Source organism: Photobacterium angustum (genome assembly GCF_003026365.1).
GTDB classification, from domain to species: domain Bacteria; phylum Pseudomonadota; class Gammaproteobacteria; order Enterobacterales; family Vibrionaceae; genus Photobacterium; species Photobacterium angustum.
In genome coordinates this window covers 111,746-131,868 of sequence record NZ_PYOM01000013.1, presented here as the reverse complement: position 1 = coordinate 131,868, position 20,123 = coordinate 111,746, and the positions used below count along the sequence as shown (strand labels likewise).

At 40.5% G+C, this 20,123-nt stretch carries 15 protein-coding genes; 8 read left to right on the top strand and 7 right to left on the bottom strand.

Annotation, left to right across the window (positions count from 1 at the left end):
- Positions 1-16: 16 nt before the first annotated feature.
- Both CTN01_RS14595 and hinT read right to left on the bottom strand, forming a co-directional pair.
- A complete protein-coding gene (locus CTN01_RS14595) occupies positions 17-391 on the bottom strand; it encodes a YcfL family putative periplasmic lipoprotein (protein WP_236690237.1) in 375 nt (124 codons plus the stop codon).
- 351 nt (positions 392-742) lie between these two features.
- A complete protein-coding gene (gene hinT / locus CTN01_RS14590) occupies positions 743-1,093 on the bottom strand; it encodes a purine nucleoside phosphoramidase (protein ID WP_005367093.1) in 351 nt (116 codons plus the stop codon).
- A 341-nt stretch (positions 1,094-1,434) separates the two neighbouring features.
- On the opposite strand from hinT, the gene CTN01_RS14585 reads away from it, so the two are divergent.
- The gene (locus CTN01_RS14585; protein ID WP_045083022.1) at positions 1,435-3,438 is read left to right on the top strand and encodes a methyl-accepting chemotaxis protein; all 2,004 of its coding nucleotides are present in this window, start codon (positions 1,435-1,437) and stop codon (positions 3,436-3,438) included.
- 31 nt (positions 3,439-3,469) lie between these two features.
- Here CTN01_RS14585 and CTN01_RS14580 read toward each other — a convergent pair whose 3' ends face one another.
- Positions 3,470-4,393 carry a DMT family transporter gene (locus tag CTN01_RS14580; protein ID WP_045149625.1) on the bottom strand — a complete coding sequence of 308 codons (924 nt, stop codon included), beginning with the start codon at positions 4,391-4,393 and terminating at the stop codon, positions 3,470-3,472.
- A gap of 110 nt (positions 4,394-4,503) precedes the next feature.
- Between CTN01_RS14580 and CTN01_RS14575 the strand changes: the two genes are divergently transcribed.
- From CTN01_RS14575 to pyrC, 3 genes are all read left to right on the top strand, one after another.
- Positions 4,504-5,445 (top strand): LysR family transcriptional regulator, encoded by a 942-nt coding sequence (locus CTN01_RS14575; protein ID WP_045083024.1) that lies wholly within the window; start codon positions 4,504-4,506, stop codon positions 5,443-5,445.
- A 219-nt stretch (positions 5,446-5,664) separates the two neighbouring features.
- Positions 5,665-6,603, top strand: a complete 939-nt coding sequence (locus tag CTN01_RS14570) for a DMT family transporter (RefSeq protein WP_045149624.1) — start codon at positions 5,665-5,667, stop codon at positions 6,601-6,603.
- Between the two features lie 153 nt (positions 6,604-6,756).
- Positions 6,757-7,788, top strand: coding sequence for a dihydroorotase (gene pyrC / locus CTN01_RS14565; RefSeq protein WP_045149622.1), 1,032 nt, complete (start codon positions 6,757-6,759; stop codon positions 7,786-7,788).
- 92 nt (positions 7,789-7,880) lie between these two features.
- On the opposite strand, the gene CTN01_RS14560 is transcribed toward pyrC, so the two are convergent.
- The 4 genes from CTN01_RS14560 to CTN01_RS14545 all read right to left on the bottom strand — a co-directional run bounded on the left by CTN01_RS14560 (position 7,881) and on the right by CTN01_RS14545 (position 14,802).
- The gene (locus CTN01_RS14560; RefSeq protein WP_045149620.1) at positions 7,881-10,955 is read right to left on the bottom strand and encodes an efflux RND transporter permease subunit; all 3,075 of its coding nucleotides are present in this window, start codon (positions 10,953-10,955) and stop codon (positions 7,881-7,883) included.
- On the bottom strand, positions 10,955-12,049 hold the full coding sequence (locus tag CTN01_RS14555; protein WP_045149619.1) for an efflux RND transporter periplasmic adaptor subunit: 1,095 nt from the start codon (positions 12,047-12,049) through the stop codon (positions 10,955-10,957). The genes CTN01_RS14560 and CTN01_RS14555 overlap by 1 nt, the downstream gene beginning before the upstream one ends.
- On the bottom strand, positions 12,046-13,083 hold the full coding sequence (locus CTN01_RS14550) for an efflux RND transporter periplasmic adaptor subunit (RefSeq protein WP_045149616.1): 1,038 nt from the start codon (positions 13,081-13,083) through the stop codon (positions 12,046-12,048). Before CTN01_RS14550 ends, CTN01_RS14555 begins: the two co-directional genes overlap by 4 nt.
- 204 nt (positions 13,084-13,287) lie before the next feature.
- Positions 13,288-14,802, bottom strand: a complete 1,515-nt coding sequence (locus CTN01_RS14545; protein WP_045149614.1) for a fumarate hydratase — start codon at positions 14,800-14,802, stop codon at positions 13,288-13,290.
- 79 nt (positions 14,803-14,881) lie between these two features.
- Here CTN01_RS14545 and pabB point away from each other — a divergent pair, with 79 nt between their 5' ends.
- The 4 genes from pabB to CTN01_RS14525 all read left to right on the top strand — a co-directional run bounded on the left by pabB (position 14,882) and on the right by CTN01_RS14525 (position 20,107).
- On the top strand, positions 14,882-16,378 hold the full coding sequence (pabB, locus tag CTN01_RS14540) for an aminodeoxychorismate synthase component I (protein WP_045149613.1): 1,497 nt from the start codon (positions 14,882-14,884) through the stop codon (positions 16,376-16,378).
- A 79-nt stretch (positions 16,379-16,457) separates the two neighbouring features.
- On the top strand, positions 16,458-17,066 hold the full coding sequence (locus tag CTN01_RS14535) for a CoA pyrophosphatase (protein WP_045149612.1): 609 nt from the start codon (positions 16,458-16,460) through the stop codon (positions 17,064-17,066).
- Between the two features lie 187 nt (positions 17,067-17,253).
- Positions 17,254-18,507 (top strand): SLC5/6 family protein, encoded by a 1,254-nt coding sequence (locus CTN01_RS14530; protein WP_045083032.1) that lies wholly within the window; start codon positions 17,254-17,256, stop codon positions 18,505-18,507.
- A 238-nt stretch (positions 18,508-18,745) separates the two neighbouring features.
- On the top strand, positions 18,746-20,107 hold the full coding sequence (locus CTN01_RS14525) for an L-serine ammonia-lyase (protein WP_045149610.1): 1,362 nt from the start codon (positions 18,746-18,748) through the stop codon (positions 20,105-20,107).
- The last annotated feature ends 16 nt before the right edge of the window (positions 20,108-20,123 follow it).

The window sequence follows — 20,123 nt, the reverse complement described above, 5'->3', positions numbered from 1 at the left end:
AATATTTTGTATTAAATCAGTATAATGCTCGACGAACGTAAATACGATATTGGGTAGCTTCAACTTTATCAGCAACACCTTGTAATATTACTTTACCGTTGCCAGCCAAAGCAACGGAATACCATGGTGATACACTACCACTGATCTCTAAACCTTGGCCATCATACCAATAAAAACGGTATTGCAAGTTCAGATCTGTGTTAACTTTGTTTATTGCCTCAACAGAGGCTTGCATTAAACCATTAACTTTCGTTATATGGGCATCTTTAAAAACTAAACTACGTGCTAGAACAGAGTTACCAATAACGACATTTTGATTACTGTTTTCGATACTAATACCAGCATGATCACTGCTACATCCAGTGATAATTAATGCTAAAAATAATGCCATTACATACTTCATTACATGCCTCTTAATAGAGTGATAATCAAATTTCTAAGTAACATTATAAGAAACTCACTTATGATCGTGCGTTTTGCTATGACCCACAAGTTCTTACTAACGAATCTAATATCGGAATTTACCGTTACATAGCAATACGTTAGATTTTAATGTTAGTAAGCAACGATTACCAATAAAGTGATAGATAAAAGCTGCTGATATAATCAATTTATCGCAATAAAAAAGCCTGAATATCACACCACTTATCGTATACCCAACGAGAAGATTAAAGATACTCAAGCTTTCTGTCTATCTGGGGATAATTATTATCCATTACATAACGTTATTAGTACGTTATGACTAGCCAACTAGCATTGGTCCTAAAGGACGCCCACCTAATAGATGCATGTGGATATGGTAAACTTCTTGTCCACCATAAGGGTTACAATTAACGATCAAACGGTAACCATCTTCTGCCACGCCTTCCTTTTCTGCTAATTTACGGGCAACAGTAAACATACGCCCCATCATCAACTCATCATCGGCTTCCACATCATTAACTGTTGGAATCAATTTATTTGGAATAATTAAGATATGGCTTGGCGCACGAGGATTGATATCACGAAATGCTGTGACTAAGTCATCTTGATACAAAATATCAGTTGGAATTTCTTTACGAATAATTTTACTGAAGATAGTTTCTTCCGCCATTTCTGACTCCATCAACTCATTGTTATTTGTTTAGCTAGTGAGTATGCGTCAGTCAACTCTATTGCGCAATATTGAACGTTGTTTTAAAGATTTAATAGAGAAAAAATTTCACGTTTTCGTGTTTTTTTGATGCAGCGATCAAACAATTGACCCCTAAACAAATTTATCTATCAAGACTCAAGCAAAACTGACGATAGTATAGGTTAGAGTTAGTTTGATAATTCGATTCGCAAATTTAGCATTGATTGCGAAATAAAGGATTACCCCATTATCAAATTACATTTATGACTAATAGGTCAGCATTATGATGACACTGACCCTTTGCTAAATATAGGGATATTATGAAGAAATCTAGCCAAACTTCGGTCATACGTCGCATGTACTCCGGTTTTGTGGTTATGGTTGCATTGTTTGTTTTAACCATTGTGCTCATGCTTGATGGAACAAACCGCATCCATAATCAGTTAACAACAGTGACAACAGACGCACTTCCTTTAGTCTCTATATCAAATAAAGTCAGTGTTAAACTTCTTGCCGCAGACAAAACTTTTAAAGACTTCTTAACTAGTCAAGATCTAGCCGCAATGAAAACCTATGAAGCAGACTTTCGTAAAGCAACAAGAGACTTCGCCTCTGCACGTAAAGAGCTTGTAGCCATTGCTGAAAGTAACCCTGAATTAACATCTTACATTAAAGCACTAACCGAATTAGAACAGCGTTACTTCAGCGAAGCTCAAACCGCGATGGGTAACTATCGCGCGCAAATGTTAGCCGGTGATGAGCGCCAACAATCAGCGCGACGCTTCCAGCGTTTGCAAGCTGAGCTCAGCATTGGTATGAAAGAATACATTAATGAGCAAGATAATATGGCTGTTAAAATGATGGCTAAAAATTTCTTTGTGAAGTTAAAAGAAACAGAAACCATTACTTCAGACGCCCTTGCTACTGACGATATCAGTAAGATTAAAGCTGCAATGAAGGCGAATAAACGCAGTGTAAACCATCTTGCCAACGCATTTCGTAGCTTAACAACCCTACTTTCAGGCTTAAAAGAAACATTCGGTAAATCTGTTACTCAATACACGTTAGATATCGGTAAAAAAGGCGGCGTGCTTGATCAACACTATGAATATATTGAAGCGAAAACACGCCTTTACGACAACATTGCCACGCTAACTAAAGAAGTTAACCAAGCGCTATCAATCCTTGAGCAATTTAATCAGCAAGCGACTAATCAAATGGATCAAGCGATTGCAACAGCTGATAACACCTACAATCAAGGCGTCACCAAAGCTGTGGGTATTGCGATTGTGGTTATTTTATTAGCCATTTCTATCGGTTGGTATTTAGCGCGAAGTGTACGCCGTCCACTTGTATCTATGCTTAAAACGCTTGAATCATTAACTGATGGTGATATGACACAGCGTACAGAAAGCAGTCAATTCATTGAGTTTAATAAATTAAGTCATCACATCAATACGTTAGCTGGTAACCTTCAACAAATTTTAAGTCAATTAAGCAAAGCATCTGAAGATCTCACTCAAGTTGCAGCAGAAAACCAAAGTACAACAGCACAGGCAAAACAGCGACTCAATGAACAACGAGAGCAAACCGTTTCTGTAGCAACAGCAATGACAGAGATGGAGCACTCAGTGACTGATGTATCGCAAAGTGCGCAGAACACAATGGAACGTGTTCATGAGGTAGAACGTGCATCAGCAACAGGTCGTGAAGTGATGAGTAAAAACATCAATATTGCGCATCAGCTTTCAACTCGCTTAGATGACTCTGTAACTGCCGTTGCTGATCTTCAACAAATGAGCAGTAATATTGGCTCTATTTTGGATGTTATTCGTAATATTGCCGACCAAACTAACCTACTTGCACTCAATGCTGCCATTGAAGCGGCTCGTGCTGGCGATCAAGGACGAGGCTTTGCCGTTGTTGCCGATGAAGTACGTGTTCTCGCTAAACGTACCACCGACTCTACCTCTGAGATTGAAGCGATGATCCAAAACCTTCAAGGTAGCTCAGGTCAAGCGATGGAAATGATGCAAAGCTGTGTAACAGAAATGGATAACAGTATTAATCAAGCATCAGATGCCAATAGTGCAATGGAAGAGATCCAAGCGATTATCATTGAAATTAGTCAAATGAGTAGTCAAATTGCACAATCAGCGGAAGAGCAACGTACGACGACTGCCGACATTGCCCGTAGTTTAGAGGATATTAGTCATATTGCTGATACTAACTACAATGCAATGGAAGAAATGGCAGAAGCCAGTACAATGTTAGATAGCTTAGCCACTGAACAAAATAAACTGGTTCATAAATTTAAACTGTAATTTAAGCTAAGCAAATAAATGAAGCCGATCATCAGATCGGCTTTTTTGTTCTAGCGAAAAATTTAGGTTTCACTGAGATGAACATGGCGGCCAGTACAATCAGTCCCGCCCCCACCCATTGAAGCTGTTCAAATCGTTCTCCTAACCACCAATGTGCAAACAAACCACCAAATACAGGCTCTAATCCTAATAAAAAAGAGACTTGGGTTGGACTTGTATGCTTCACCCCATAGTTTTGAAAGTAAAAAGCAAACAAGGTACAAAAAATCACTAGGTAACCAATATACAACCAAAACTCTGGCGCGCTAGGGATGATGAATTGTTCTACAGGGACAGTGAAAACCAATAGGCTAATACAAACAACGGTTACTACTGATAATTGGATAAATGTTGCCACCATAGGATCGCAATGTTGTTGATTCATTTTCTTTTTAGTTGTCACCACAAAAGCTGCACGCCCCAGTGCTGCGATCAAAATGAGAATATTACCGATATTGAACGTTACCGTATTCAGGCTATCTCCTACTAATAACCACACACCGGCAATCGCAATGCATCCGGCAAATAAATCTGTAACCGCAAGTTTATGACGATTAAACAATGCATCAACAGCAGGAGTAAAGATAATAAAAAGGCTAATAAGAAAAGCAGCATTTGAAGCTGTTGTGTGTTTAAGACCATAAGTTTCGGCCAAATAAATAATACTTAATATTCCTCCCGTTGGTGCTAATTGCAGCCAAACCTGTTTATTTAGTTTCTTGCTGACTAAGGGGAATATCACTAAAAGTGTGCAACAAAAACGAATCACCAAAAACATCAATACACCAGTATAAAGCATGGATTCTTTTGCCACACCAAAACTAGTTCCCCAAAATACAGCGGCAGCTAGCACGCCTATTGTTGCTATTAACGATGTATTCAAAAATACACTTTTATTCTGCTCGACCTGTTCCATTCACACACATCCTTTCTTACACGGTTTTAGTCACTGTTCTTGTAAGATTGAATGGTATATGTTTGACTTGATGTTGATAATACCGCCAATAAGCAAAGGATTTATGACTGATGGACAAAAATAAAATTATTCAACTTCTTCCTGATATTGCAGCCTTTGTCACTGTTGTAGAGTCAGAAAGCTTCAGTCATGCCGCTAAAAAATTGGGAATGACACCATCTGGCGTTAGTCGTCAAATAAGCCGCCTAGAAAAAGAGCTTCAAGTACAACTAATCAAACGCAGTACTCGTAGCCAGTCACTCACCATTGCAGGACAAGAAGCTTACCAATATGGTAAAAATATCCTTCAGCAAGCCCAAGATGTAGTAAATATAGCCAGTAAGCAAAAACAAGATATTGAAGGGATACTCACCATTGCTTCACCGAAAGCATTTTGTCGTCAGGTGCTTCAACCCCTATTACTGGAATTTGTTGACACTTACCCAAAGCTACAACTTAAAATCCAAGTTACAGACAAACCGATCGATCCACTCTATCACGACGTAGATGTCGTCTTTAGGTTAACCAACGAGCCTCAAAATAACCTAGTTGCCAAACAGTTAGCCACTAACGATCTAGTATTATGCGCAAGCCCGTATTACCTCGAAAAGAAAGGTACGCCAACGCACCCAAAGCAATTAGCCCAGCATGATTGTATCTACCTAGGCGAAACAAATACCGACAACCAATGGCGATTTAAATCTGAAGATGAAGAGCTGAAAGTGACGGTGAATGGCCGTTATATTGTTAATCATACAGAGATGCGTTTAGATGCAGCATTAAATCACTTTGGTATTGCGGTATTGCCTGCATTCGTCGCGCAAAAAGCTTTGCAATCAAAAGCCCTTACTGAGGTACTTAGCGATTGGACACTACTTGATAATTACCAAGGTACTGTGTTCTTACAATATTTGCCTAATATCAATATGCCTTATCGCCAACGCGTGTTTATTGATTTTATTACCGAAAGATTTTCATCTGATTTAAGAAAAAAACTCAGCAATTGCAATTAAATGCTTGTAAGTATTTTTTATCTCTTGTAACTTGAAGTTATCGTTCAATAAATAGGCAACACTATGATTTATTCATCTATTTACACTTATTACATTTGGCTCCTCAATTCACTACTGCCATCCGGCCGGTAGGTTTTTGCTATCTGGCTGTGAGTTATGCTCAGCCAGTGACCTCCGCATTTCTCGCAGCTTTATTTACATCTTTAAGCGAGAAATCACATGACATCATCGAACTCAAACAACAACCCAGTTAACGAAAGCGTCAGTTCCCCTCATGCTGAACTCAATAAAGGCATTGTTTATGCCCTTATCGGTACTGCTTTATTTTCTATCAAGCCCGTTTTTATCAAACTAGCTTATCAATATGGTGGAGATGCGGTATCTATTATGTCGTTACGAGCGATAAGTTCTGTGCCAATTTATATTGTTATGATGATGTGGCTATTAAGAAAAATAGAGCACAGAGATAACCTGAAACGATATGGTTTAACGGCAAGCGCTATTGGTGTCTTAGGCTACTATGTTGCGTCATACCTTGATATTGCAGCCATGGCACACATAAGCGCACAACTAGAACGACTACTAATTTTTCTATTTCCAAGCTTCGTCGTTTTAATTAGTTGGCTTGTCCTAAAACAAAAACCAGCACAAGGTACATTTAAAGCTATTGCACTTGGCTATATTGGTGTCGCTTTTATTGTTTTTCATGATCTAGGGAGCATGGGAAATAATGTCTTGCTAGGTAGTGGATTGGCCATTGCATCCGCATTCGTTTTCGCTTGTTACTTAATTATGAGCAAAAAGTTAATTACCCAAATGGGCAGCCAATTATTTACCTGTATCGGAATGGGATCTGCGGGGATCATTATTTTAATTCAAAGTCAGTGGCAAGGTGTCAATGTGATCGACCTAGATCCAATGCTTATCCTGCTTGGGATCGCGCTAGGGATCTTTTGTACTGTGTTGCCATCGTTTTTTGTTGCTGCCGCGATGCAAAAATTAAATCCATCATTACTAAGTTTAACCAGTAATGTTGGCCCTGCAATTACCGCAGTTTTTGCTATCACATTACTTAATGAACCTTTTACTTTTTATCATGCAATAGGCATGCTCTTCGTGGTTTATTCAGTAATAAGCATGAAGAAAAAAGGACAATGATACACAGATTCTAACTAAAGTGCTGTGATCATATTCTCTTTTGGCAAACGATTGCCTTTTAATTCAACAATCAAACCGACTGTTGAATTAATGACCTTTACTTAGCGCAACGATACTTTTAGAATCGGGCAAATTTTTTGGAAGGGAAACAAAATGACAACATTAACGATTACTCGTCCTGATGATTGGCACACACATTTACGTGATGGCGATGTATTAAAAGATACAGTAAGGGATATTAGCCGTTACATGGGGCGCGCGATCATCATGCCTAATTTAATCCCTCCTGTTACTGATACAGAATCAGCTTTAGCTTACCGTGAACGTATTCTTGACGCTCAACCAAACCCGACTTTCTCACCACTTATGGTTATCTACCTAACTGATAACACATCACCTGAAGAAATTAAGAAAGCCAAAGCATCGGGTCATGTATATGCAGCTAAACTCTATCCTGCAGGCGCAACGACTAACTCAGATTCTGGCGTCACTTCAATTGATAAAATTCGTCCCGCATTACAAGCGATGCAAGAAGTTGGTATGCCACTTCTTATTCATGGTGAAGTAACACACAATCATGTTGATATTTTCGATCGTGAAAAAGCATTCCTTGATACGGTACTAGGCCCTATTGTTGAAGAATTTTCATCAATGAAAATTGTACTTGAACACATTACGACAGCAGATGCTGTAAAGTTTGTTCAAAATGCCGGTGACAATGTCGCTGCAACCATTACAGCTCACCACTTAATGTTTAACCGTAACCATATGCTAGCAGGTGGTATTCGCCCACACTTCTACTGCTTGCCTATCTTAAAACGTAACACTCACCAGCAAGCATTAGTGGATGCAGCAACCAGTGGTAGCAAGAAGTTTTTCTTAGGTACCGATACCGCACCACATGCAAAAGGCATGAAAGAAGCGGCGTGTGGTTGTGCTGGCTCTTACACTGCTCACGCAGCAATCGAGCTATATGCAGAAGTCTTTGAGCAAGCTGGCGCACTAGATAAGTTAGAAGGTTTTGCTAGCTTCAATGGCCCTGATTTTTACGGCCTGCCACGCAATACAGATACGATTACGCTTGTAAAAGAGTCGTGGACAGTAGCAGAAGAAATGCAATTTGGTAGCAACACGGTAGTACCTATTAAAGCGGGTGAAACCATTAGCTGGAAAGTGAATGCTTAATCACTGCAGTTAATCAAACGCTAAATAGTCTCATAAAAAATAAAGGCTTCCGAATCGGAAGCCTTTTTAATTGCTGTTAATTTAATACCGCATTAAGCAGTTTCTTTTGTCGGCACTTTCAGCTTATGGAATAAACGATATAGCACCGGAACAACGATTAAGGTTAATACGGTCGCGAAACTTAAACCAAACATAATAGTCACTGCCATTGGCTTAAAGAACACATCTGGTAATAGAGGTAACATACCTAAAACAGTGGTAATAGCTGCCATACACACAGGACGCACACGACTGACAGCCGCATCTAACACGGCTAAATATTTCTCTTTACCACTGGCTATCTCAATCTCGATTTGATCAAGCAATACGATACCGTTTTTCACTAACATACCGGACAAACTTAAGAAACCAAGTAACGCCATGAAACCAAATGGCGTATTAAGTAACAACAAACCTAATGTCACACCAATGATTGCCAATGGCACGGTTGCCCAAACGATTAATGCTTCCTTTACCTTATTGAAAAGCAAAATAGTAATTAAGAACATCGCCAAATAACCCATCGGCATCGTTTGAAATAACGAGGCTTGCGCGTCTGCTGATGATTCATACTCGCCCCCCCATTCCAAGGCGTACCCCTCTGGCAGTTCAATATCTGCGATTGCTGGCATAATACGTTTTTGTACTGTCGCTGCCGTTTCTTCACCAATAGGATCTGGATCCGCCATTACCGTTAACACACGTTTACGATTTTTACGCACCACTAATGGATCTTCCCAACGAACATTGACACCTAGCACCACTTGTTGCAGTGGAATATAACCTTGAATAGCAGGGCTCCAGATCTTCATGCCTTCTATGGTACTAATGTCGACTCGCTCATCTTCAGGCAAACGTGCCACGATTGGCATGAGGTTTGTACCCTCACGATAGAGACCAATATTGATCCCTGAAAATGCCATCTGCAGTAATTCATCAACATCTTTTTTAGTGATACCGTACCGTCTTGCTTGGCTTTCATTAAATATAGGCTCAATAACTTTGGTACGCTCTCGCCAGTCATGGCGAATATTAAATGCACCAGGATCTGCATTCATCACATCCACCACTTGCGACGCAATACCACGTAGTACTGTTGGATCTGATCCAACAATTCTCGCTTCAATTTTAGCGCCGGATGAAGGCCCTAGCATGACTAGTTTGGCTTTGTATTCAATTTCGGGAAATTGTTTATCTAATTGTTCACGGAAATTTTTCATCACAGGAACAACACTATCAAATGAGTCAACACGCACAATTAACTCACCATAAGCGGCGTAACTTTTCTCTGGTGCGTACGTCAACATAAAACGTTGCGAACCTTTACCCGCACTTGAACTAACGTATTCTACGCCCTTTTCCGCTGCGACCACTTTCTCAAGCTGTTTTAGCGTATTATTGGTTGCACGGATATCGGTACCTTCAGGAAGCCATACATCCACCATGAACATTGGCGTTGTAGATGCAGGAAAGAACGATTGTTTCAATAATGTAAAGCCATATAAGCTAACACCTAACATCAAGATCAAAGTGATCACTGTTAGCCAGGCGCGACGCATACAAAACTCTAATGACTTACGGTATACGGTGAAGAAAATACCGCCATACGGATCTTTTTGATCACTATCTTGATCCACTTTGACGTTTTTAAAGAAAAGATCCGCAAAGAAGGGCGTTAACGATATCGCTGTAAACCAACTCAACATCAGTGAGATCAGAAGCACCGTAAACAGTGTTCGACAATATTCACCCGTTGAATCTTGCGATAAACCAATTGGCGCAAATGCCATTACCGCAATGACTGTTGCCCCTAGCAGTGGCCACTTGGTTTGAGTCACAATGTCAGAAGCCGCTTGCATTCGCGTTCGCCCCTTCTGCATGCCTATCAGTATCCCTTCGACCACTACAATGGCATTATCCACCAGCATACCCAGTGCAATAACTAGGGCACCTAACGAGATACGTTGTAAATCGATCGCTAACCACTTCATAAACACAAAGGTGCCTAAAACAGTCAGAAGCAAGATTAAACCAATCAGTAAGCCTGAGCGAAGCCCCATAAAGAACAGTAGCACCACAATAACAATGGCAACAGCCTGCCCTAAACTAACAACGAAACCACTTACTGACTTATCAACTTCAATCGGCTGACTATATACTGCATCAATATCGATACCCACTGGCTGTTGCTCTTTCAGTTCAGCCAGTCTTTGCATAACCCGTTGACCTACGTCTACAACATTAACCCCAGCGACAAAAGAAATGCCGACGTTCAGCGCTTCTTTACCGTTAAAGCTAACTAAGTTATCAGGAATTTCCTTAAAACCTTTTTTGATCTCAGCCACATCTCGAAGGTAAATCAGCCCATTAGCGCCTTTATCGGTAATGATTAAATCGCCCAACTCATCAACATTTTTAAACTCACCGGTAGGATGAACACGAACATATTCATCGCCAATACGAACTGCGCCTGCACTCGTGACTAAATTTTGTGTCGCTAAAATGTTGTAAATTGTATCTAACGAAATGCCAAGGCTACTGAGTCGCTGCATTGAGATTTCAATGAATACTTGCTCTTGCTGATTGCCGGTAACCCCCACTTTTCCTACGCCATCGACAAGTTCAATTTCTCGGCGCAAGTAATCAACATAGTCACTGAGCTCTTTATAGCTATAACCATCCCCCGTTATTGCTAACAAAATACCGTAAACATCACCGAAATCATCAATGACTTTAGGCTTTGCGACACCTGGAGGTAAGTTCGAGGATATATCATTGACCTTACGGCGTAATTCATCCCAAATTTGTGGTAAATCGTCAGGGCCATAATTGTTTTTCATGGTCACTGTGATTTGTGACAATCCTCGACTCGAAATCGAATTCACTTCATCAACATAAGTTAACTGCTGAATCGCTTTTTCTATAGGATAGGTCACTTCTTCTTCAACTTGCTGTGGTGTCGCCCCTGGGTAAGAGGTAACAACCATAGCGTCTTTAATAGTAAATGCCGGATCTTCTAATTGGCCTAAACCAAAGAAAGAAAAGGTGCCACCGACAAGAAATATTAGCGTCAGCATCCAGCTGATCACTTTATTCTTAATGAAATAAGTCGCGATATCTTGCTTCATTATTGTTGTCCCTCCTTAGCCAATACCACCACTTTTTGTCCCTCTCGTAAGCGGTTAACGCCTGTAACAACAACCTGTTCCCCTTGTTTAACACCAGATTTTAATCGCACCCCTTCAGGCACAACTTTATCTGTTACCACAAGGCGTTTCGACACCGTATTGTCTGGTGTCAGTATCCAAACATATTTCTGATCTGAGGCGATATCATCACCGTCTAAATTAAATAAGGCTTCAAGAGGCACGATTTGCTGCCCAACTTGATAAACTTGTAACTTCTGAGCATCAGCCTCAACTTCAACGGGCATGCCTTCCAAAATGAACTGATCTTTGGGCATCGGCATCGTTAAGGTCACTAAAAATGAACCCGATTCTGGATCTGGTTCAGTGGTAAATTCTTTTAATGTCACCACGTATTTTTCATTATTGGGTAAAATGACTTTCGAGGAAGAACCCTGTGCTTTATTAACATCCAAGATACTTTGCTTGGAATAAATCATATCAGGCGCTTGGATCTCGATATCAACAGAATCAGCGCTATGAATATTCATAATCTGCTGACCTACTTTGATATTTTCAAATTGCTCAACGGGAATAGTTGAAATCACACCACTAAATGGGGCTTTTAGCACTGTAAAACTTAACTTTAATTTGGCTAAATCAAGATTTGCTTTCGCAATACTTCGCTTCGCTTTTAACTCATCAAATTGAGACTGAGGTAAATAGCCATTTTTTAATAATGTTGCTGAACGGCGGTATTGGCTATCAATAACATTGTATTTAGCTTGAGCATCATCCACCTCTAATGTGTAATCACGTGGATCTAATCGCGCTAATACCTGCCCTTTTTTAACGGTGTCTCCTGAACGCACTAATATTTGCGTAATTTCTCCAGCAATACGAAACGATAAAATAGATTTATCAGCCGCCGATGCCACTGCTGGAAACGTTAATTTCGGTGATTGTTTGCCTGACTGTACCTGCTGTACCTTGACTCGTAGTTGCGCTTCGCGCGGCTCAACACTTGGTTTCTCACAACCTTGGAGTAACCATGTTGTACAGATAAGCAATGTCAATAAACGATAACGTTTGATCATAATCCACGCTCCTTGATCCATGAGCGGACCTTCTGACCTGATTGCAATTCAGAAACACCAGAAGTTGCTATAACATCACCATCTTCTAAACCTGATATCACACGATTATTGTTATCTAATTTGACTTCAGTTCTTACAACTTGCTGATTATCATCAACACGCCAAACATAGTTTTTACTGTCTTCAGTAATGATCGCACGCATAGGTATTGCGCCTGCATTTCCTTGTGGCAGAACAATTGTCACGCTACCAGACATTCCCGGCATGATATTGCTGCCTTCCGGACGTGCCATTGAGAGTGTTACTTTATAACTGGATGTTTTGCTATCAGGCTCCGTATCAATTTCTTTAAATTGTGCTGGAAAGGTTTGATTAGTTAAGGTATCGAAAGCTACGGTAGGATTAATATTTTCGGCATGACCTTGAAAGCGCGCTAAAAGATAATCAGGTAGCTGAAATGTCATATTGATCAATTTAGCACTTTGAATATGCATTACAGGCTGTTTAGCACTGATATATTCATAGTTTTCAACCATGGATAAAGAAAGGTGCCCGTCATAAGGTGCGATAAGCTTGGCATAACTTAAATTCGATATTGCTTTATCTAATGAAGCTTTTGCCTGTTTTAAGTTAGCTTTAGAGGCATCGTAATCTAACTCTGATACTACATTTTTTTTCCGTAATTCTTTATCACGCTTAAATTGCACATTCGCTAAATCATATTGCGCTTGTGCCTGCTTCACTAGCAGTGAAAATTCATCGCTATTTAATGTTGCAAGTATCTGTCCTTTCGTCACAAATTGGCCGGGGTGAACATCGACACTAGCAAGTTGACCTGAAACGCGAAAAGCTAAAACGGCTTTATCTCCAGCCTCAACAATCGCAGGAAACGCCCGTTGTGATTCATTATTACCTACTGAAACTGATTGTAATTTAACCGGTCGAGACTCAGGCTCAGCAATCGCTGATTTATCATCCTTGCAGCCAATTAATGCTAAGCATGTAAACAATGCCGCAAAAAAGCGATATCTCATACTACTCTCCATGATGTTTCATACTAAATCTTACTATTGTTAAAAAATGTATGAAAAAATATATATCTATGAATAGTAGAGGCTTTTAAGTTAACAATCTTGTTTCATATATGAAAATAGAGTCAATATCACAATCCTTTTAAGCTAAAAGAAACAATAAAAAAAGGAGCACAAGGCTCCTTTTCTTACATATGCTTATATAGCTTACTTTTCCATTTCAGCGATATTTACACGCCATGTATCAGGGCCTGTTTGATGAGCATTAGTACCATTAGAATCAACAGCTACTGTTACTGGCATATCTTCGACTTCAAATTCATAAATCGCTTCCATACCAAGATCTTCAAACGCCACTACACGTGATTTTTTAATAGCTTTGGCAACTAAATAAGCAGCGCCACCCACAGCCATTAAGTAAACAGCTTTATGCTGCTTGATTGACTCGATCGCCGCGGGACCACGCTCAGCCTTACCAATCATTCCCGTTAGACCCGTTTCACCTAACATCATGTCGGTAAATTTATCCATACGCGTTGATGTTGTAGGACCAGCAGGACCCACGACTTCATCACCCACTGCATCAACAGGACCAACGTAGTAAATGAAACGATTATTGAAATCAACGCCTTCAGGTAAACCTTCACCTTTGGCTAACATTTCTTGAATACGTTTATGCGCAGCATCACGACCAGTTAAAATCTTACCAGACATTAAAACAGTCTCACCTGATTTCCACTCTTGAACATCTGCTTTCGTAACCGTATCTAAATTTACGCGACGAACGCTATCGCCCACTTCCCATGTCACTTCAGGCCAATCTTCTAACTTAGGTGGTGTTAATTCTGCAGGACCAGTACCATCTAAAGTAAAGTGCACGTGACGTGTTGCGGCACAGTTAGGGATCATACAAACAGGCTTCGATGCTGCATGTGTTGGTGCAGATTTGATTTTTATATCAAGAACTGTTGTTAAACCACCTAAGCCTTGCGCACCAATACCAAGTTTGTTGACACGATCGAAGATATCTAAACGTAATGCTTCTTCTGTTGTTTGTGCTCCACGCTCTTTCAATTCATGAATATCAATTGATTCCATTAATGATTCTTTCGCAAGCACAGCCGCTTTCTCTGCTGTTCCGCCTATACCAATACCCAACATACCAGGAGGACACCAGCCAGCTCCCATCAGTGGTACTGTTTTTTCAACCCACTCAGCAATATCATCAGATGGATTCAACATCACCATTTTAGTTTTATTTTCAGAGCCGCCACCTTTAGCTGCTAACTGAATTTCAACCTTATCACCTGGCACCATATCAATATGAACAACAGCAGGCGCATTATCTTTCGTATTAATACGACGACCAGCAGGGTCCGCAACAACCGATGCACGCAATGGGTTATCTTGGTTGGTATAACCTTGACGCACACCTTCATCAATCATCTGCTGTACAGTAAGATCGCTATCCCACTGTACGTTCATACCAATCTTCACGAAACAGGTAACGATCCCTGTGTCTTGACAGATTGGACGATGCCCTTCGGCAGACATACGAGAGTTTATTAAAATCTGTGCAATCGCATCTTTTGCGGCTTGGCTTTGCTCTTTGTTATAGGCTTTTTCTAAAGCTTGCACAAAATCCAGTGGGTGGTAATAAGAAATATATTGTAATGCATCTGCCACACTACTAATTACGTCTTCTTTGCGGATGACAGTCATAGTTGCCCTCGTTGAGTTATATCATTCCATAGCGCCCGAAATTTACTTTCAATTTTTGTAGGGAAGATGTTCAAGTTAAGTGCATGTACATCTTTGGGCGTCGTTCTCTGAATATGATACTCTTGCACTTATTATTGCGCTACGCGCCAATCAAACTTTTGTCACAAAAAAGAAAATGATTTGTAAATCACATCCAGAATTAAGCATTACATCGCTCGCCTACTCAAAAGATGCAGCATTAACATGGTTTGCACCACTCTCTGGTTTGCCATGGGCAATGCTATTACGCTCGGCGGCAGAAAATCATCCAGATAACCGTTTTGACATTATCGTTGCTGATCCTTTAGCCACTATTGAATCAGAAAATGGGATAAGCAAAGTGTGTTATGTAAATGGTACAGAAGAAACGTATACCGATGATCCATTTGCATTAGTACAATCATTACAAACGCAATTATTACCTGCAGTTAGCCCAATGATGGCACTGCCATTTATTGGTGGGGCATTAGGCTACTTTAGTTACGATTTAGGTCGTCAGGTTGAAAATATCTCAACAATTGCTGAACATGACATTCCGCTACCTGACTTAGCATTAGGGATCTATGACTGGGCATTAATTGTTGATCATCAAGAACAAACGGTAACGCTTGTAGAACCACAAGGGACTGAGCGTCAAACATGGCTTGAACAACACCTTACGGCATTCTCACAACAACAATCAGCAACAGTTACAAACCCTACTGATAGCTTTTCTTTAACATCTTCTTGGTCATCCAATATGACCAAAGAGGATTACTGTAACAAATTTAACAAAATCCAAGATTATTTGTTGTCTGGCGATTGTTATCAAATCAACTTGGCACAGCGTTTTTCTGCTAATTATACAGGCGATGAATGGCAAGCATATCTAACTCTTGAAGCAGAAAATGGAGCGCCATTCTCTGGTTTTATTCGCTTAAAACAAGGTGCGATTTTATCGGTATCTCCAGAGCGTTTTTTACAACTTCGTGATGGACTAATTGAAACTAAACCGATTAAAGGGACTCGGCCACGCAGCAAAAATACCGCTCAAGATAATGCCAATGCCGTAGCTCTTCAAAGTGCTGAAAAAGATCGTGCAGAAAACTTAATGATTGTAGATTTACTGCGTAACGATATTGGTCGCGTTGCCACCCCCGGTACCGTACGAGTACCACACCTTTTTAAGATAGAAAGTTTTCCCGCTGTACATCACTTAGTGAGTACCGTTTCAGGGGGATTACCTGAGGATCATAGTGCGACAGACCTATTAAAAGCATGCTTTCCCGGAGGTTCGATAACAGGTGCCCCTAAAGTACGAGCCATGGAAATTATTGAAGAGTTAGAACCGCACCGCCGTAGTATTTATTGTGGCAGCATAGGTTATATCAGCCGTTGTGGCACAATGGATACCAGTATTACGATTCGTACATTGGTGGCTAATGAACAGAAAATTCATGCGTGGGCTGGAGGCGGGATCGTTGCTGATAGTGATCCAGATAGCGAATATCAAGAAACACTCGACAAGTTGAGTAAGATTCTGCCAACCTTACAATAGATACTTATAAATGCATCTTAAATATTTAGTATAAAAAGTATTTAAGATGAAAGCACTTTCATTTTACTAATGAGGTTTTATGGTTGGACAGCAGCAAATTTTAAGTCGATTTCTTCTTGCACCTAGTCAGCAATATGATCAAAACCATCAAGATCGAATTCGGCACCACTGGGAAGACTCATACCGATTTAAGCAAGCTGCTGTTTTGATCCCTCTCGTTCATCGCGAAAATGGATTTAATGTCGTATTAACACGTAGAGCAAAACACCTTAAACACCACCCAGGGCAAATTGCTTTTCCTGGCGGGCGATTTGAACCAACAGACGAAGATTTAATCGCAACCGCTATTCGTGAAACATTTGAAGAAACGAATATTACTTGTTATCGCAATGATGTGCATGGCTGCCTTTCGACCTTGCCGACCATAAGTGGTTATATGGTCACGCCTTTTATCGCCACAATAGATTCAGATTACACCCCTATCGCAGATCCCAATGAAGTCGATTGCATTTTTGAGGCACCGCTGAACCATTTACTTAACCCAAACAATATTCGCCAATATAAATTCTTACTTAATGGCAATAATCACAGTGTATATAACATCCCCTTTGAGGATTATTCTATATGGGGTGCTACCGCTCAAATGATAAAGCTACTTTCAGATCAAATTTGGCATGATGATTTATAGCCTCTTAGCTGGTTTTTTAGCTTCTACCAAATTTAAAATTGTGAGCCAAGTCGTCTTTATTTGTACAACAAATAAAGACGACTTACATAACGGGATCTTTATCATTGTATTCCAGCCGTAAATAGCGAGAATGCACGTGTTCCTAAAACAACGTTCCGTTCCGTTCCCTTTTTTTGGATTACAAAAAATGCAAAATACATCGACCGCAGTTAAAACTGGTGTAGAAAAAACTCGTTGGACATACAAAGATTTCACATGGGCATTATCACTATTCGGCACAGCTGTAGGTGCAGGTGTTCTATTCCTTCCAATTAAAGCAGGTGCGGGCGGTTTTTGGCCGTTAGTTATTTTAGCACTGATTGCAGCACCAATGACTTGGCTTGCACACAAAGGCTTAGCACGTTTTGTTCTTTCAGCTAAAAACCCAAATGCTGACATTACTGATACCGTTGAAGAGCACTACGGTAAAACAGGTGCAAACCTTATTACATTCGCTTACTTCTTTGCTATCTACCCTATCGTTCTTATCTATGGCGTAGGTATTACAAACACTGTTGATTCATTCATGGTTAACCAGTTAGGTATGGATTCTGTTCCTCGCTGGCTACTATCGGGTGTCCTTATTTCATTAATGACAGCAGGTGTTGTATTTGGTAAAGAGCTAATGCTTAAGGCAACATCAGCAATGGTTTACCCTCTAGTTATCATTTTGCTTGCACTTTCTATTTACCTAATTCCTGACTGGAACATGTCAATGGTGTCTGTTGCACCTGATTGGTCATCAATGCCTACTGTTATTTGGCTAGCAATTCCAATCATCGTGTTCTCTTTCAACCACAGCCCAATTATCAGCCAGTTTGCAAAAGAGCAACGTCATGTATACGGTGAAAATGCAGCAAAGAAAACTGACATGATCACTGGCGGCGCAGCAATGATGCTAATGGGCTTTGTAATGTTCTTCGTATTCTCTGTTGTACTGTCTATGTCACCAGAGCAACTAAACATGGCTAAAGAGCAAAACATCTCTGTTCTTTCATACTTAGCAAACATTAAAGAATCACCAGCAATTTCTTACTTAGGCCCACTGGTTGCATTTGCTGCTATCACTTCAAGCTACTTCGGCCACTTCCTAGGTGCACATGAAGGTCTTGTTGGTCTAGCGAAATCTCGTAGCAAAATGCCTGTTGGTAAAATTGAAAAACTATCTCTAGCATTCATCGTTGTAACTACATGGATTGTAGCAATCATCAACCCAAGCATCCTAGGTATGATTGAAACAATGGGCGCACCAATGATTGCGGCAATTCTGTTCCTAATGCCAGTTGTTGCGATGCAGAAAGTGCCAGCAATGGCGAAATACAAAACCTCTGTTGTAGCACGTGTTTTCACTGCTGTGTGTGGTGTGGCAGCGATTACTTCAGTAATTTACGGCGCTTTTTAATAGCACCGTAACCAGACGCGATACAAACACAAAAATACTTCTTTTTTGAAGCATAAAGTGTAAGAAAAGGTATAGCGTTCTGGTACAATAAACGCAATCTATACGATAATTAAGAGCAGGATGCTAAACGCCCTGCTCTTGCTTTTTTAAGTACGCTCGCCAAGGAAGGGGCGAGTCATAAAACGCATACAGTCTTGGCCGGAGGCAAGAATCGCTTCCCCCGACTGAGGTAATAAACATGATCAGTGTTTTTGATATTTACAAAATCGGTGTGGGCCCTTCCAGCTCACATACTGTTGGCCCAATGAAAGCAGGTAAAGAGTTCATCGATGATTTACGTGCCATGGGTAAATTACGTGACATAACTAAAATTACTGTTGACGTATACGGCTCTCTTTCTCTTACAGGTAAAGGACACCATACTGATATTGCTATCATTATGGGTCTTGCTGGTAACAGCCCTGAACATGTTGATATCGATAGTATTCCAGGCTTTATTGCCCGTGTTGAAGAAACCGAACGTCTTCCTGTTGGTATGCATTGCCACACGGTAGACTTCCCACGTGATGGTGGTATGAATTTCCATACGACGAACCTTTCACTGCACGAAAACGGCATGTCTATTCATGCTTGGATTGGTGATGAGAACGTCTTCTCTAAAACTTACTACTCTATCGGTGGTGGTTTTATTGTTGATGAGGAAAACTTTGGTAAAACGCAAGAATCAAGTGTTGTTGCGCCTTACCCATTCAAATATGCCTCTGAGCTGGTTGATCAATGTAAAGAGCATGGTTTATCAATCAGCTCTTTAGTTATGGCTAACGAACGTGCAATGAACGCTGAAGATGAAATTAGTAATTACTTTGCTAACATCTGGAAAACAATGCGTGATTGTATGGAACGTGGTATGAACGAAGAAGGTATCCTACCGGGTCCTCTACGTGTTCCTCGTCGTGCAGCAGCACTTCGTCAACAGCTAATGACATCTGAAAAGCTAAGCAACGATCCAATGACGGTTGTTGACTGGGTTAACATGTTTGCTTTTGCTGTGAACGAAGAAAATGCAGCAGGTGGTCGTGTTGTAACAGCACCGACAAACGGCGCATGTGGCATTATTCCAGCTGTACTTGCTTACTACGATAAGTTTGTTCAATCCGTTGGCCCTAAAGAATACACTCGCTATTTTGCAGCCTCTGGTGCTGTTGGTGGTCTTTACAAGCGTAATGCTTCTATCTCTGGCGCTGAAGTAGGCTGTCAGGGCGAAGTTGGCGTGGCATGTTCTATGGCAGCTGCTGGTCTTGCAGAACTTATGGGTGGTAGCCCTGAACAAGTTTGTATGGCTGCAGAAATTGCAATGGAACACAACCTTGGCTTAACGTGTGATCCAGTTGCTGGTCAAGTTCAGGTTCCATGTATAGAGCGTAACGGCATTGCGGCAGTTAAAGCAATTAATGCTACACGTATGGCACTTCGCCGCTCATCTGATCCACGTGTTTCACTTGATAAAGTCATAGAGACAATGCTTGAAACAGGTAAAGACATGAACGCTAAATACCGTGAGACATCTCAAGGTGGTCTAGCGATTAAGGTTATTTGCTAATCTTTAAGCGTAAACT

Bases quoted from the DNA above. Each gene is read 5' to 3' on its own strand.
- CTN01_RS14595 (WP_236690237.1), bottom strand. From the start codon at position 391: ATGGCATTATTTTTAGCATTAATTATCACTGGATGTAGCAGTGATCAT.
- CTN01_RS14550 (WP_045149616.1), bottom strand. From the start codon at position 13,083: ATGAGATATCGCTTTTTTGCGGCATTGTTTACATGCTTAGCATTAATT.
- CTN01_RS14535 (WP_045149612.1), top strand. From the start codon at position 16,458: ATGGTTGGACAGCAGCAAATTTTAAGTCGATTTCTTCTTGCACCTAGT.
- CTN01_RS14585 (WP_045083022.1), top strand. From the start codon at position 1,435: ATGAAGAAATCTAGCCAAACTTCGGTCATACGTCGCATGTACTCCGGT.
- CTN01_RS14560 (WP_045149620.1), bottom strand. From the start codon at position 10,955: ATGAAGCAAGATATCGCGACTTATTTCATTAAGAATAAAGTGATCAGC.
- CTN01_RS14525 (WP_045149610.1), top strand. From the start codon at position 18,746: ATGATCAGTGTTTTTGATATTTACAAAATCGGTGTGGGCCCTTCCAGC.
- CTN01_RS14575 (WP_045083024.1), top strand. From the start codon at position 4,504: ATGGACAAAAATAAAATTATTCAACTTCTTCCTGATATTGCAGCCTTT.
- pyrC (WP_045149622.1), top strand. From the start codon at position 6,757: ATGACAACATTAACGATTACTCGTCCTGATGATTGGCACACACATTTA.
- CTN01_RS14570 (WP_045149624.1), top strand. From the start codon at position 5,665: ATGACATCATCGAACTCAAACAACAACCCAGTTAACGAAAGCGTCAGT.
- CTN01_RS14580 (WP_045149625.1), bottom strand. From the start codon at position 4,393: ATGGAACAGGTCGAGCAGAATAAAAGTGTATTTTTGAATACATCGTTA.
- CTN01_RS14555 (WP_045149619.1), bottom strand. From the start codon at position 12,049: ATGATCAAACGTTATCGTTTATTGACATTGCTTATCTGTACAACATGG.
- hinT (WP_005367093.1), bottom strand. From the start codon at position 1,093: ATGGCGGAAGAAACTATCTTCAGTAAAATTATTCGTAAAGAAATTCCA.
- CTN01_RS14530 (WP_045083032.1), top strand. From the start codon at position 17,254: ATGCAAAATACATCGACCGCAGTTAAAACTGGTGTAGAAAAAACTCGT.
- CTN01_RS14545 (WP_045149614.1), bottom strand. From the start codon at position 14,802: ATGACTGTCATCCGCAAAGAAGACGTAATTAGTAGTGTGGCAGATGCA.